The organism is Streptomyces sp. G7(2002) (genome assembly GCF_028870195.1).
In the GTDB taxonomy this organism is placed as follows: Bacteria; Actinomycetota; Actinomycetes; order Streptomycetales; family Streptomycetaceae; genus Streptomyces; species Streptomyces nigrescens.
Map to the genome: position 1 here is coordinate 877,333 of NZ_CP102609.1, position 14,909 is coordinate 892,241.

6 protein-coding genes and 1 pseudogene are annotated in these 14,909 nt (G+C 70.3%); 5 read left to right on the forward strand and 2 right to left on the reverse strand.

Going from position 1 to position 14,909, the window contains the following annotated elements; translation table 11 throughout:
• Nucleotides 1–800 precede the first annotated feature (800 nt).
• The 3 genes from NUT86_RS03405 (at nt 801) to NUT86_RS03415 (ending at nt 8,157) form a co-directional block, all read left to right on the forward strand.
• Nucleotides 801–3,623 carry a helix-turn-helix transcriptional regulator gene (locus NUT86_RS03405; RefSeq protein ID WP_274733305.1) on the forward strand — a complete coding sequence of 941 codons (2,823 nt, stop codon included), beginning with the start codon at nt 801–803 and terminating at the stop codon, nt 3,621–3,623.
• Nucleotides 3,624–3,937: 314 nt separating this feature from the next.
• Entirely contained in the window at nt 3,938–4,807 is an 870-nt protein-coding gene (locus NUT86_RS03410; protein ID WP_229838389.1) for a helix-turn-helix transcriptional regulator, read from the forward strand.
• A 470-nt stretch (nt 4,808–5,277) separates the two neighbouring features.
• Entirely contained in the window at nt 5,278–8,157 is a 2,880-nt protein-coding gene (locus NUT86_RS03415; protein WP_159491357.1) for a helix-turn-helix transcriptional regulator, read from the forward strand.
• 327 nt (nt 8,158–8,484) lie between these two features.
• Here the strand turns inward: NUT86_RS03415 and NUT86_RS03420 are convergent.
• A pseudogene (locus NUT86_RS03420) lies at nt 8,485–8,970 on the reverse strand (4'-phosphopantetheinyl transferase family protein); the annotation flags it as partial.
• 371 nt (nt 8,971–9,341) lie between these two features.
• Between NUT86_RS03420 and NUT86_RS03425 the strand changes: the two are divergent.
• Nucleotides 9,342–9,560, forward strand: coding sequence for a DUF5988 family protein (locus NUT86_RS03425; RefSeq protein WP_093637847.1), 219 nt, complete (start codon nt 9,342–9,344; stop codon nt 9,558–9,560).
• A 158-nt stretch (nt 9,561–9,718) separates the two neighbouring features.
• On the opposite strand, the gene NUT86_RS03430 is transcribed toward NUT86_RS03425, so the two are convergent.
• On the reverse strand, nt 9,719–12,208 hold the full coding sequence (locus NUT86_RS03430; protein ID WP_274733311.1) for an FtsX-like permease family protein: 2,490 nt from the start codon (nt 12,206–12,208) through the stop codon (nt 9,719–9,721).
• 494 nt (nt 12,209–12,702) lie between these two features.
• On the opposite strand from NUT86_RS03430, the gene NUT86_RS03435 reads away from it, so the two are divergent.
• Nucleotides 12,703–14,862, forward strand: coding sequence for a SpoIIE family protein phosphatase (locus NUT86_RS03435; protein WP_274733313.1), 2,160 nt, complete (start codon nt 12,703–12,705; stop codon nt 14,860–14,862).
• Nucleotides 14,863–14,909 lie beyond the last annotated feature (47 nt).

Below are 14,909 nucleotides of genomic sequence, written 5' to 3' on the forward strand. Positions count from 1 at the left end.
GCGGACAGGCATGAGGGAGGGGTTCGGATCCGGCTGCCCGTTCACCCCATGCGGCGGCCGGACCGACACGCCTTCCCCCCGGCCACAAGCCGTGGGCCCCGGATAAGGAGAAGCCTCAGATTCTCCTCAAGAACCTCGCAGTGCACCTGAGATGCGTGCGTACATTGGTCACACCGTTACGACTCGGCAGCCGCTCCGCGAATTCCTGCTTTGCCGTCACCGTGCGATCCACTGTGCCTGCGCCGCTCGGAGCCGCACCGAACCCGGACTCCCGCAAGAAATTTCATGACGGATACCTGTCACAGTCAAATCCCTTTCCCCGGAGATGCTACCGCCGAGTATTTCCTTGCGGCCCTTCGGAGATCGGCGAGGACTCCCATCGATTGCTGCCCCAGCGCATCATGCAGCGGCCCTGAGCGGGGTTCACAGAACGATGTGGCAACCTTGAACACGGAGAACGACGAAATACCTGTGAATCACACTGCCGTTGGAAGGTGAGCGCCGACAGGAAGCAACAGAAACCAGCTCGCTGCAATACACGCCGGGCGCTCGGCGTAAGCGGCAGAAACCCGACAGGCTGCCTCGACCGCACTGCCCAGCCGGATTTTTGCGCTTCCTGCCCCTCCGCCGGTGCCACCCATGGCGGCATGTCCGTAGCAGTACGCGCCCTGTGCGCCGAGCACCGACGGCGGTGCGTTCGGGAGATACCCGGTACCGCTCCCCGCTTGTCCGGACAGTGTGCGACACCCTCGGCACACGCCGCTGCACAACAGCTCGCGGTCTGAAGGGATCTGAACCTGATGTTGCTGGACCGCGAGGTGGAACTCGACCTGGCAGCCACCGCCCTCGGAAGCGGGCGAGGTGCTCTGGTGCTGGTCACCGGTCCGTTGGGGGTCGGTAAATCAGCACTCCTCGACGGCATCGGCGCCCTCCGCGCGGCGCGGGGAGCCCTGCACCTGCGGGTGAACGCGGCTCCGATGGAGCGGGACTTCCCCCTGGGGGCGGCCCGCCAGCTCCTGGAACCGGCGCTACGGCACGCTTCGCCGGAGGCGATGGCGCGATGGACCGCGGGGAGCGCGAGTCATGCGCGCAGCGCGCTCGACGCCTGCCGGCCCGCCGGTGCGGTGCCTGCACAGCCCGTTCTGGACAGCCTCACCGCGCTCATCGAGAACATGGCCCGCGACCAGCCCGTTCTGCTGCTCGTCGACGAACTGCAGTGGGCGGACCTGGCCACCCTCCAATGGCTGCGGCACCTGAGCGGGCGGCTCGCCGGCCTGCCGGTGCTGCTGGTGTGTGCCGTCCGCGAGGGTGACGACCTTGCCGGACATCCGGCGGTCCAGGGGGTCATCGAACACGCCACGCACATCCTGCGCCCGGGAAACCTCGCTTGGCAGGACACTCACGCGCTGATCCACCGGTATCACGGCGAAGCAGCGGACGGGGTGTTCGCCGCGGCCTGCCACCGGGCCACCGGCGGCAATCCCCTGATCCTCAACTGCCTTCTGGCGGATGCCGCGCACCGGGACCTCCAGCCCGTCGCGGACAACGCGGAGGCTGCCGCCGCACTCCGGCCCGCCGCACTGCAACACCGGCTGCTGCTGCGCCTGGACGCGCAAGCGGAGCAGGTCAGGAGGATTGCCCGGGCCATGGCCGTGCTCGGGGACGACATGAACCCGGAGCTGCTGAGCAAGCTGGCCGAGGTGGACTCCACCGGGCGGGACCATGCCCTGCGGAAGCTGACGGATCTCGGTCTGACGACCGGCGAACAGCATCCCCGGTACGTGCACGCCCTCGTGCAGGAAGCCGTGGCGGAGGGCATACCCCTGGAGGAACGGACCGCCATGCATGCGCTGGCGGCCGAGCTGCTGCACCGGTCCGGCCGGCCTCCCGAGCAGGTGGCGAGGCATCTGATGGCCCTCACCGCACCGACCTACACATGGGCCACCGAGGTGCTGCGCGCGGCGGCCCGCGCCGCGCAGGGCAGGGGCGCACCCGAGGTCGCCGCACGCTATCTGCGACGCGCCCTGATGGGCAGTTCACCGGACGCGGAAAGGGCGGAACTGCTGGTCGACCTGGCCACGTCGGAACGCAGCTTCGCCCCGTACACCTCCGTGCGGCACATCGCCCAGGCCGTCCTGCTGTGCGACGGCCCCGTACGGCGCGCGCAGGCCGTGGTGCGGCTTGCGCCCAGCGCGTTCTCCTCGACCCTGCTGCCCGTCCACGAGCTGCTGCAGGAGGCGGCGGACGCGCTGGGGCCCGAGGACCGGCTGCACGGACCGGAACGGGAGCTGGCGCTGCGCCTGGAGGCCCGTATCCGGCAGTCGACGCTGCCGGATCCGGAGAAGCTGGCCGGCTCCGTGGCCCGTCTCGTCGCTCTGGGTCCCGAGCCGAAGACCGGCACCGTGGCCGAGCGGGAGCTGCTCGCCCCGCTGATCGGTGCCGCGACGTTCTCCAACGCGCTGCCTGCCCATGAGGTGGCACAGCTCGCGAAGCGTGTCCTGGAGCGCGAACCGGCCCTGCCCGCGCATGTGCACACCACCATGCCGCTGGTGGTGGCCAGCCTCGTGGCCGCGGACGCCGTCGAGGAGCTGAGTTCCTGGCTCGACGCGGTCCAGCAGAACGCGGTGGGGCGGCAGACGCGCGTGGAGCAGGCGCTGATCGGCACCGAACAGGCACTCGTCTCGCTGGCGCGCGGCCGTCTGACGGTGGCCAAGAAGCAGGCGCTCGCCGCCTTCGAACTCGCCGGGGCGAAGCACGAGGAAGTCTTCACCCTGTCGTCGATGACCCTCGCCACGTGCGCGATCCTCACCGGGGACCACCAGCTCGCCGACCGGCTGCTCGCCATCAAGTACCGGGCGGAGGAGGAGCCGTATGTGTGGTCCGGACTGGCCATGCTGAAGGGGCAGAGCGCGGCGCGGAAGGGCGACCTGGACTCGGCGCTGGGCTACTTCCTCGACGCCGGACGGCGTCTTGAGCAGTGCGGATGGCACAACCCGGCACTGCTCCCCTGGGCCTCGGCCGCCGCATTTCTGCGCCTCCACCTCGGCGAGCGCGAGCAGGCCAGGGAGCTGAGTGCGCTGGAGGTGGAATGGGCCCGTGCCTGGGGGGCGCCGGGGCCGCTCGGCCGGGCGCTGCGCGTGTACAGCCACATGGTCGAGGGCCCGGGCAGCACCGACGTGCTGAGAGAGGCCGTGGACGTACTGCAACTGTCCGCCAACCGCTTCGAGCTGTGCCAGGCCCTGCTGGACCTCGGCGAGCGCCTCGGACCGGCCGAGGCCCATGGCCGCGCGGCGCTGCGCCGGGCCTACGCGGAGGCGGTCGAGTGCGACACCCCCTGGCTGGCCCGGCGAGCGGAGGAGCTGCTCGCCGAGGCACCACCGGACCCGGAGAGCGCACGCGGTCAACTGACCCCCGCGGAGCGGAAGGTCGCCGAGCTGGCCACCTCGGGGATGACGAACCAGAAGATCGCCAACGAGCTGAACATCACGTGCCGTGCCGTGGAAAAGCATCTGACGAATTGCTACCGCAAGATGTCAATTCCAGGGCGAGTGCATCTCTCCGCTGCATTGCGAGAACTCGACCGGGAGCCCCCCAACTCGCCAGGCCCGGCGGCGCCTTACTGACTCCACGCCCTCATCCGCAGTAGAGGCCGGCGTCGCATGGCGACGCCGGCCTCTCTCAACAATCCCGCCATGACAAAGAGTTATTGCTACCGCACCGTATTGATACCGAACCACCGCACCGGGACACCACAGTGTTTGGCTATTTGCCACATGTCGCGTTGACTCCCGGGATGCGGCGTTCCTAGGGTCTGAACAGCGGAATACCAATGCAAGAAAGGCACTTCGCTCCTTGGACGGATGGAGCGAGGACGACCAATGCCTCATTCGACGGTCGGATTTCCCGGTGCGTCGACCGCAGAAAGACGGTAGCTCCCTTGACATCCCAGCAATACGCCGACCCGATGCCGCCGGCGGCGCCCCCTCACCCCCAGACCCCCCACACCCCGCGTGCGCCCGACCAACCCGCCCTCGGGGCGGGACGGCGCCCGCTCGACCACCAACAGGCATGTATGGCGAGCCTCAATGAGTCGCTGGCGATCACGGCCGCCGACGCGGAGTTCTTCCGGCTGTTCGGCCAGGACTCCGCCGAAACCTGTGGACGCAGCCTCTACTCGCTTCTGCACCCCAGCGCTCCCGGACTGCTGAACCGGCACTTCGCCCGCCTGGCCGAGGGGCAACGCACACGATTCGTGGAACGGATGGTGGGGATCCGGGGCGAGGAGGTGCCGTTCTCGGGCGAACTGACCGGCATAGCGGTGCGGAGCGAGTCGGAACAGGCTCCGTCGTTCGTCGTGGTCGTCCGGCCCGACGACGCGTCGGCCTCGCTCACCGGCCAGGAGGACGCGCCGGCCGGCCGCAGGCAGCTGCTCACCGAGCTCGACGCACAGATCCTCGAAGGCGTCGCCAGCGGCGCCTCCACGGTGCAGCTGGCCGCCCGGCTCTACCTCAGTAGGCAAGGCGTGGAGTATCACGTCGGCCTGATGCTGCGTCGGCTCAAGGCACCCAACCGCGCCGCGTTGGTCGCCCGGGCCCACTCCATGGGGATGCTCACCATCGGCAGTTGGCCGCCCAGGGTCCTCCCCGAGTTCGTGAAGGACGCCGACAGCCGGCGCAGCCGCGGCCGCCGGACGGACCCCCGACGGCGCTCGACAGCCGCCCGCCCCGAGGCCACGGCACCTCGCACACCGTCGGCCACCCCGGGCGCCCGGACCGTGCCGGGCCTGACGAACTCCCGGGCTTCATAGGGCTGCAGATCGACCGTCAGGACAGCGGCCGTCCCCGATGGGACACCCCTTCGCCGCACCACGCAAACCGGCTCCGTGAGGACGGTCCCCCTCTCCTCACGGAGCCGGTGTCGCGTGGTGCGGCGATGTTGCGTGTGCGGCGGTGTCGCGTGGTCGTGCTCCGGCGCAGCGCCCATATCGCCCCCGGGGAGATGTCTTCGCCGAAGCTTCGCCTCCCGGGTACCCCCGGAGGTCTCCGGTTCACTGCACATAGGAGAAGCTGGAGAGAGCGCCCCCACGGGGAGAGGGCAAGGAGACAGCAATGGACAGGCAGCATTCCCCTGCGCACGGACGCCGCCGCGTACCACGCGGAGCCTGCGCGGGAGCGGACCGGACGGCGGCCGACGGCCGCCCGCATGCTGTGTCCCTGCCCGCGGCGGACTGCCCGGAACGACCGTGCCGGGTGCCAGTGCGTGCAGAGGAGACTCCCGATGACCGACGGGATATACACCGAGGCGTTCGAATGCCGGCGGGACCGGTTGACGCTCGCCAATCGCGAGGAGGAGATGTCCTCCCTCACCGCTCTCGTGCAGGACGCCCGCGCCGGATCAGGCGGTATCGCGCTCCTGGAGGGCGTCGTCGGCATCGGGAAGAGTCTGCTGCTGGACAGGCTGGTGTCCGCGCTCCCTGCCGACGGTCTGTATGTGCTGACGGCCCGCTGCGACGCTCTGGAGCATGACTTCCCGTTCGGCGTCGTGCGCCAGCTCTTCGAACCGCTGCTGGCCACCCTCGACGAACCGCAGCTCACCCGGCTGCTGAGCGGCAGTGCCCGTACCGCCGCGCAGGCGCTCAGCGGTGAGAAGCTGCCGGGCGACGCCCTGCTCCCCACCGAGGACATGTCGTACGCCGTGCTGCACGGGCTGTACTGGTTCACCTGCAATCTGGCGGCGGAGGCGCCGCTCGTGATCGTGGTCGACGATGCGCACTGCGCCGACATGGCGTCCCTGCGCTTCCTGACCCACCTCGCGCGCCGGATCGAAGGCCTTCCCGTCCTGCTGGTGCTGTCCCAGCGCACCGGCGACGAAGCGACGGACGCCGCACTCCTCAGTGACATCGCGGGCCAGCCGCTCTGCCGGGTGCTGCGACCCGGTCCGCTGACCCACCAAGGTGTCGGACATCTGGTGAAGACCGTCTTCGGCCACGAGGCGGACGACGAGTTCCACGAAGCCTGTCTGGCGATCACCGGCGGCAACCCCCTGCTCGTCCACTCCCTGCTGAGCGTCCTGCGGCTCGGCGGCCGGCCGCCGACCGTCGAGGGTCTGCCGTACGTCACCGCGCACGACGGTGCCTTCTTCCACGAAGCGGTCCGGTCGGTCCTGCAGCAACAGCCCGAGTCCGCCGCGGCGGCGGCCCGCGCACTGGCCGTGATGGGCGACGATGCTCTGCCGGAGGTGTGCGCACGGCTGGCCGGGCTGGATGACGCGACGCACTCCGCCGCGATGCGGGCGCTGCGGTCCAACGGACTGGTCTCGGAGGTCGACGACGGCCGGAGATGGTCCTTCAATCACGGGCTGATCAGGGAAGTCATCGTGGCGGACCTGCCACCCGAACAGCTCGCGCAGGCGCACCGACACGCTGCCCGCCTGCTGCTGGACGCGGGGGCGCGTGCCGAGCAGGTGGCCGGCCATCTGCTGATGACTCCCCTGCCGGCCACCGAGGACTGGGCGGTGACCGTGCTGCGGGAGGCCGCCCGGGAGGCGTCGTTCCGCGGTGCCCCGGCACTGGCGGTGGATCTGCTGCGGCACTGTCTGCCCCCGGAGGGGCCCACGCCCGAGGACACGCCGGTCCTCGTGGAGCTGGGTCTGGCCGAGGCGGGCGTGGACCCGCAGGCGAGTGTCCGGCATCTGCAGGCGGCGCTGGAGCATGTGCATGAGCCACCGCTGCGCTTCCGTCTGCTCAGCTCGCTGGCCAGCGGCCTGATCCGCAGTGGGCAGTCCCTCCAGGCGGTGCGGCTGCTCTCCGAGGAGGCGCCGACGGTCCGCGACGCCGATCTGCAGCGCCTTCTGGAGGGGCAGCGGCTGATGGCGTCGGCCGAGGACCTGACGAGCTTCACAGTGACCTTGCAGGAGTATCCGTTCGACATCAGCCGGCCCGGTGACACCCCCGGTGAGCGGGCCCTGATCGCCGCGGGGGCCGGCCTCTGCTCGGTGCGCGCGGTCCGGGCGCAGGAGTCGGCCGCCGCGGCCCGCCGGGTGCTGGAGAGCAGCGTGCCCGGTGTCGACTCGCCGTTCTTCCTGACCACGGCGGCGACGGCGCTGCTGTACGCGGGACTGCCGGACGAGGCGGATGCCGCCTACCAGCGGGTCATGGGCATCACCCGGCAGAGCCAGCGGCTGCTGCTGCACGGCCTGTGCCAGGCGCTGCGAGCCGAGGCGCAGTACCGACTGGGGGCGCTGTCCGAGGCGCTGGCGGCCACGCGGTCGGCACTGAACGTGGTGCCGCCCCGCCATTGGGGCCGCACGCTGGCGCTGCCCGTCGCGACCCAGATCCATGCGTTGATCGACTCCGGTGATCTCGCCGGCGCCGATGCGGCGGCCGCGCAGGCCTTCCCTTCGACGAGCCTGGACACCTGGCAGTGGAACGAGTTCCTGTGCGCGAGGGGACGGCTACGGCTCACCCACCAGGATCCGAAGGGGGCGCTGGAGGACCTCCTGGAGGCCGGCAGACGGCAGCACCTGTGGACGCGGACGAGTCCTGCCGTGTCGTCCTGGTGGTTCTGGGCCGGCCGTGCCCACCTCGCCCTGGGCGCGCCGGCGGCTGCCCGGGAGCTCGCGGAGGACGCCGTGGAACGAGCCCGGAAGGGGAAGCTGACCGATGCGCTGGGCGCCGGTCTGCGGCTCCTCGCAACGACGGAGAGCGGCGCACGGAAGCTGGGCGTGCTGGAGGAGGCGCTGTCCGCCCTCGACGGCTCTCCGGCGCGGCTCGAGCGGGCCCGTACGCTGGTCGACTACGGCTCCACCCTCCATGCGTGCGGACGCACGGAGGCGGCGCGGGAGACGCTGCGTCAAGGGCTCGATCTTGCGTATGCGCTCGGCGCGGCCCAGCTGCATGCCCAGGCCAATGACGCGCTGCTGGCCACCGGCGCCCGTCCCCGCAGGGTCACATCGAGCGGTGTGGAGTCGCTGACCCCGAGCGAGGCCCAGGTGGCGCGGATGGCCGCGGCCGGTGGCACCAACCGGGAGATCGCCGAGGAGCTGTTCGTGACCCAGCGCACCGTCGAGCAGCATCTGACATCCGTGTACCGCAAGGTCGGGGTGTCCGGGCGGCGGGGCCTCGGCCGGTTCTTCGGCCCCGGAAGTACCGCGAAGTGACGTCCCGGCCGCAGGGCTTCTGCGCGGTGTGCCGCGGGGAGCGGTCTCCCGCACCGTGCCCGGACCGCTCCGGTCCACGCCGGCCGTGCCGCGGCGGCCGGTCACGGCGCTGCCGGTGCCGCGGCACCGGGCGCCGGGCTCGCCCGCCCGCCCTGGGGCGGCGTGGACGACGACCGCGGTCATGACCAGGCCCGCCCGCACGGCCCAGCGTCCTTCGAAGCCGGTCAGTACCGAATCGCCGAGCTGCCATCCGGACACCAGAAGCCGCGCGGTGAACGTCCCGTCGCACGGGTCGAAGGAAAGGAACGCGTCCTCGAATTCCAGCGGACGCCCGGTCATCGGGAACCACGCCTTGTACACGGACTCCTTGGCGCTGAACAGCATCCGGTCCCAGGACAACGGCGGTGCGCCGTAAGGGTTCCGGGGAAGCCCGGCGCGTTCCCCGGGCAGCGCCACGGCTTCCAGGACCCCGTCCGGCAGCGGCTCCGCCGGCTCGGCGTCGATACCGAGGGCGAGCACCTCCGTGGACCGTGCGACGACCGCGGCGGCGTACCCCTCGCAGTGGGTGATGGCGCCGACGAGCCCGGACGGCCAGCGCGGTTCCCCGCGTGGTCCCGGCAGGATCGGTACGGGCGGCGAGCCGAGTTGAGCCATTGCCCGGCGGGCACACCAGCGGCCCGCCGTGAACTCGCGGGTGCGCTTGTCGACCGCGCGGGAGACTAGGGGCTCTTCCTCGGGCAGGAGCGCCGCGGCCGGCGGTTCTCCGAAGATCTCCGCCGCGGAGACCGTCTCCGGCAGTAACTCGTCGATCATCGCGGGGTCTCCTGTCCTTGCTTCGGTGAGGGCGCGCCTCGTTGGGCGTCGGCGCGGAGCAGTGGCTCACGGCGCTGCAGGGCCCGACACTAGAGCGCGCCGCCCGGACAGGACCACCGCAGTGGGTGACCGCACCTCAGTCCCGGGGAAATGACCAGACTTTCCCGGTCCCGGAGGGCCTCTCCGTCCCGCAGGCCGGACACAGATGCCTGCCTCGGCCGAGGTGAACCACACCCGAGGCAGTGTTCCTGGAGCCGGGGCCCTTTAGGGATTTCCCGAGCTTCGCCCCTGCTCCAATGGCCTGCAGCACATCGTCACCCCGAATATCGGTCGCCACGCAGTCGAGCGGGCTCGGAGAAGGGCAGTTGGCCATGCTGATGAACGAAATGAACGCACTGCTTCGTGGGGGCCCCACCACCTACGTCGCAAACGAGGAGCGGGTCCGCTATGTGCCGGACATGGCCTCCCCGCTCAAGCTGCTCTGCGGCAACCGCTATGAGCACTTCGAGCCGACAGCGGAACGCGTCCGGCAGGACGGCCACACGCTTCAGGTGTTCGTCTGGACGGGCTGCACCTACGTGGCCGAATAGTTCCGTCGGCGCGGACGGCGGCCGGGTTCCCGGGGGACGTACGGGATCCCGGCCGCCGTCCGCGCCGGCAGGGGCCTACACCTCCCAAGGGGATCCGGGGCCACGATCTCCGCCACGATGTCCGCCGGCGACCGCGATGGGCGGTTTACGGCGGCGTATCACCCGCTCGTGTGCAGGGCGTCGACGACCGCCATCCGGCGCACCCGACGGGCGGGCAGGACCGAGGCCGCGATGCCGGTGAACACGGTGGCCGCGAGGATGCCGAGCACCGTCAGGGCTGTGCCGTCGGACGAAGTCAGGATGGCGATGGGCGAACCGCCGAGGATCGAACGGACCGCCAGCACTCCGTAGACCAGGCCGAGGAGGGTGCCGGCGACCGCGCCCGTCAGCGCGAGCAGTACTGATTCCAGGGTGAGCATCTCGCGTAGTTGCCTGCCCGACATGCCGATGGCACGCAGCATGCCGAACTCGCGGGTGCGTTCCTCGACCGCGAGCATCAGGGTGGCGGCCACTCCCAGGGCGGCGATGGCCATGGAGAAGCCGAGCAGGGTGGTCACCACGAGCAGCATCCGGTCGAGCATGTGGCGGATGGAGACGACGTTGGCCGCAGCGTCGGAGACCCGGATGTGCGGGTAGTCGGACAGGGCCCGGTCGAGTGCCTTGCGGGCAGTGTCGTGGTCGGAGCCGCTCGCCGGGTCCAGCCACACAGCGGCCACGGTCGTCGCGCCCGGTGCGAGCCGGTCGAGGGTGGCTTCGGTGACGTACACCTTTGCTCCGGGAAGCAGAGTGAACAGCAAGGAGGGGTGTCCGGACTCGGCTGCGAGGCGGGTACCGGCCACCGTGACCGAGCCGCGCCCGGTGGTGGTCAGGGCCTGACCGTCTCTCAGCGAGCGTGCCGCGGAAACACCCTCAGCGTCCTCCTTGAGCTGTGCGGGGTCGGCGGCGATGACCAGACTCTTGTGTCCGTCAACGGTGAGGCTTGCGGCACGGACCGGGGTGACGGCCAACTCCGGTTGCCTGCGCAGGGATTCCACGGCGCCGGCAGGCACCTTGTTGTCCGTGGTGTTCAGTGTGAAGACGGCGGGCAGCCCCGACGACAGCATGGACTCCGTGGCGCCCTTGGTGGCGCCGATCGCGGTCACCGCCGAGACGGCGACGGTGACGCCGACGAGCATCGCGGAGGCGGCGGCACTCGTGCGGCGCGCGTTCGACCTCAGCTGCTGCGCAGCCAGCTTGCCGGTCGTGCCGAGCCACCGGCGGGCCGGGATACCCAGGACGCCGACCAGGGGTGGCAGCAGGTGCTGGGCGAACCTGAGCACTGCGAAGAAGCTGCAGATGGCACCGACGGTCACATCGAGCAGCGCCAGGGAACCGCCGAACGCGCCGAAGGTGAGCATGTAGACGCCGAAGAGCAGGAGCAGCACGGAGAAGATCTGGCGCACGGCCTTGCGGCCCGGCTCGGGAAGCGTCGCGGACCCGCTCTGTGCGAGTGCGGTCACCGGAGGCACGGCGGCGGCCGCCCTGGCGGGCTTACGGACCGCCCACAGGGTGAGCAGGGCCCCGAAGAGGCCGGCAAGGATGAAAGTGATCCAGTTCGGCAGCAGAGAGATCTTGACGGGGCCGAGGTCCACGAAATTGCGCAGCAGCGCCGTGCCCAGGGCACACGCGGCGCCGCCGGCGGCGAGACCCGTGGCCGAGGCGAGGACGCCGAGCATGAGCCCCTGGCGACGGATGATCCGGCGCACCTGGCCGCGGTCGGCACCGATGCAGCGCAGCAGGGCCAGCTGGCGGGCACGCTGGGCGAGGACTACGGAGAACGTGTTGGTGACGACCATGCGCGCCACCGCCATCGCGATCATCACGAACGACAGCGCGGCCGTCAGCACGACCACGTACATGGTCCCGTTCTCCTCCTGCGCGTTGTCGACCGCCCCGGCGTGAGTGAAGACGGACGCGTTGCCCTCCAGTGCCGTCTTCACCGCCCGTGCGACAGCGGAGGCGTCCGCACCCTCACGGATGTCCATGTCGATGCGTGTGGTGGTCAGCCCGGTCGCGTACGTCTTCATCGCCTCGTACGGCACACCGATCGCGGCCTGCGAGGCGAGGGTGCTCGAAGAGCTGGTGTCCAGCAGGCCCGTCAGCTTGACGCCCGCTGCCTTGCCGTCGGGTTTGATGAGACGGACGGTGTCCCCGGGCTGTACACCCAGACGCTCCGCGGTGCCATGATCGAGGACGGCTTCGCCCGGGCCCTGGGGCCAGCGGCCGCCGTCAAGCCGCTGCCAGCGCATCTTGGGGTCGGCGGCGATCGAGGTGACCACGGCCCGGTCGTCCGAGAGGCGGCGACCGGAGGGGCCGAGCACTTTTCCGTGCCCGAGAACCCGCTCGCTCACCCGTGTCACCGACGCCACTTTCCCGGCCCGCTCCGCCGCTTCCTTGGGCAGGCCACTTCCGGAGCCGGGGACCGCCTGGAGGTCGGCGTTTCCGACCTCCACGGCCGCGGTCTGGGAGTAGAACTGCACCAGCGCGCCGCTGCCGCCCACGGAAAGCACCAGGAACCCCACACCCACGGCGATGGCGACCCCGGTGAGCATCAACTGACGCAACTGGGCCCGGAAATCTTTGACGGCGAAGCTGGACAGTCTCTTCATGGCGAGGCCACACACCCTTCCCGGTGGTCAGCCTCAACGCTATGCGTCGCCGTTGGCCGCCCTCCCCCTACCAGGCACGATCACGCGGTCAGTCTGGAGTCGCCCCGGTGGGGCCCCGTACGTCTCCGGTATGACCCCGTGGCCTTCGGCCCGGCATGCCCGGCCGTACGACAAGGCATTCCTTGGCCCTGGTGTCACGGTGACCATCTGGCCACGCTCTGTACTGCGCACTGCCCTGCCCCGGGTTAACGGGATGTCGATCCTGCAGGGCCGGACTGCTGCACGTCGTGAGGTGCACGAGGGGTGCATGAGGGGTGTACGAGGGGTGCACCGCGGCGTCCGGACAGGCCCTGCTGGACCTCGTGTGCGACATCGGCGCCCAGTGAGATCCTTGAATCAGCGACTGACGCGACTGACGCGACCGACGCGATCTGGAAGCCCCAGCGGGCCGGACACGTCAGGCGCTGTCTCTCGCAGACGACGGTGTAGTGCACATGGATACCTCCGACAGCGTAGGTGCAGCTGGCCGCAGCCCGGGGCCGACCGACCAGTGGTGGCATGCGAACGCGCCGATGCTGGAGCGCATCCTCGCCCTGTCGCCGGCAGGCATGGCCGTGCTGGACCGAGATCTGCGCTTCGTCTGGGTCAACGAGGCTTTGGAGCGCCTCGGGGGCGTTCCCCGTGACCAGCGGTTGGGCAAGCACCTGCGGGACGTTCTGCCCCTCTTGGATCTCAGGCTGGACGCAGAGGGGATCGAGTCGCGTACGAGGGAGGTGCTCGATACCGGGCAGCCCCTGGTCGATCACCTCATGCGGGGCGGCACGAAGGCACACCCACATCGGCCGCACGCATACTCGCTGTCCGTCTTTCGGCTCCACGACGCCGCGAACCGAGTGCTGGGTGTGTCCTTCATGGTCCTCGACGTCACCGATCGTTGGCGGGCCCGGGAGCGGCTCGCTTTGCTGAACGAGGTCGGAGCACAGACCGGCAGCACATTGGATGTCATGCACACTGCACAGACCCTGGCCGACACCAGCGTGCCGCGCCTGGCCGACTTCGTCGCCGTCGACCTGCTGGATTCGGTGATACGCGGCGACACACCGCGCCCTGGGGCTCGCCGCGATCCGCCGCGGATGCGCCGTGCGGGCCAGCAGTCGATCCACGCAGGCTGCCCCGAGTCGGTCGCGGAAACCGGGCAGCCCGTCAGCTTCCATCCCCGCTCACCCGAAACGCAGTGCATGCATGACGGGCGCTCCCGCCTGGAAGCCATGCCGGGTGCGTCAATCAGCAGCTGGTTCGCAACGGACCCGGCCCGAGCCGCGAAAATCCACGAGTTCGGTTACTGCTCCCTGATACTGGTCCCGATCCTCGCCCTCGGCGATGTTCTGGGCGTCGTCAGGTTCATCCGCTGGCAGCTGCGCGACCCCTTCGAGCAGGACGACCTGCTCCTCGCGGAAGAGGTCGTGGCCCGCGCGGCGGTGAGCATCGACAACGCCCGCCGCTACACCCGGCAGCACAGCACCGCCCTGGCTCTGCAGCGCAGCCTGCTTCCGCGCAGTCTCACCGGCGGCAGCACCCTCGACGTCGCCTGGCGCTATTTGCCCGCCCATGCCTCCGATGGCGCGGGCGGCGACTGGTGCGATGTGATACCCCTGTCCGGGGCCCGGGTGGCCATGGTCGTCGGAGACGTCGTGGGTCATGGGATCGACGCCGCGGCCACCATGGGACGACTTCGCACCACCGTTCGCACCCTGGCGGACATAGACCTTCCCCCGGAAGAGCTGCTGGCTCACCTTGACGACCAGGTACTGCGCCTGATCGACGAGGAGCAGACCGCTGACCCGTCACTGACGCCCGCCGCGCTCGGCGCCACCTGTCTGTACGTCGTCTACGACCCGGCCACGCGTAAGTGCACCATGTCCCGCGCCGGTCACCCCCCTGCCGCGGTCATCACCCCGGACGGCTCGGTGACCTTCCCCGACCTGCCCGCCGGACCTCCGCTTGGCCTTGGCGCCCTGCCCTTCGAATCCGCCGAATTCGAAGTCCCCGACGACAGCGTCCTCGCCCTCTACACCGACGGCCTGATAGCAACTCGCGACCAGGACATAGGCCTGGGCCTGGACCGGCTCCGTACCGCACTGGCCTCCCCCGAGGTGCGGCTCGACGAACTCTGCGGAACGGTCCTGGACGCGGTGCTCACCGGCCGTCCCGACGACGACGTCGCACTGCTCCTCGCCCGCACCCACGCTCTCAACGAGGACCAAGTGGCCACCTGGGAGCTGGCTTCCGACCCGTCGGTCGTCGCAGACGCCCGCTCCCTGACCGCCGACCGCCTCACCGCCTGGGGGCTGGACAGCCTGCTCTTCACCTTCGAGCTGATCGTCAGCGAGCTCGTCACCAACGCCGTCCGCTACGGCAACGGACGCATCCGGCTGCGCTTGATCCGGCAGGATACGCTCATCTGCGAAGTCTCCGACGCCAGCAGCAGCTCACCCCGCATGCGCCACGCACGGACCACCGACGAGGGCGGCCGCGGCCTCTTCCTCGTAGCGCAACTCGCCCGCCGCTGGGGTACCCGATACACAGCCGACGGCAAGATCGTCTGGGCAGAGGAACACCTCCCGGCGAACGGCACTCAGGATCGGGCGCACTGACCTCTCACACGAATGCCGGCCATCTGGCACCGACGGGACGGAGCTCT

Bases quoted from the DNA above. Each gene is read 5' to 3' on its own strand.
- NUT86_RS03405 (WP_274733305.1), top strand. From the start codon at position 801: ATGTTGCTGGACCGCGAGGTGGAACTCGACCTGGCAGCCACCGCCCTC.
- NUT86_RS03425 (WP_093637847.1), top strand. From the start codon at position 9,342: ATGCTGATGAACGAAATGAACGCACTGCTTCGTGGGGGCCCCACCACC.
- NUT86_RS03430 (WP_274733311.1), bottom strand. From the start codon at position 12,208: ATGAAGAGACTGTCCAGCTTCGCCGTCAAAGATTTCCGGGCCCAGTTG.
- NUT86_RS03435 (WP_274733313.1), top strand. From the start codon at position 12,703: ATGGATACCTCCGACAGCGTAGGTGCAGCTGGCCGCAGCCCGGGGCCG.
- NUT86_RS03415 (WP_159491357.1), top strand. From the start codon at position 5,278: ATGACCGACGGGATATACACCGAGGCGTTCGAATGCCGGCGGGACCGG.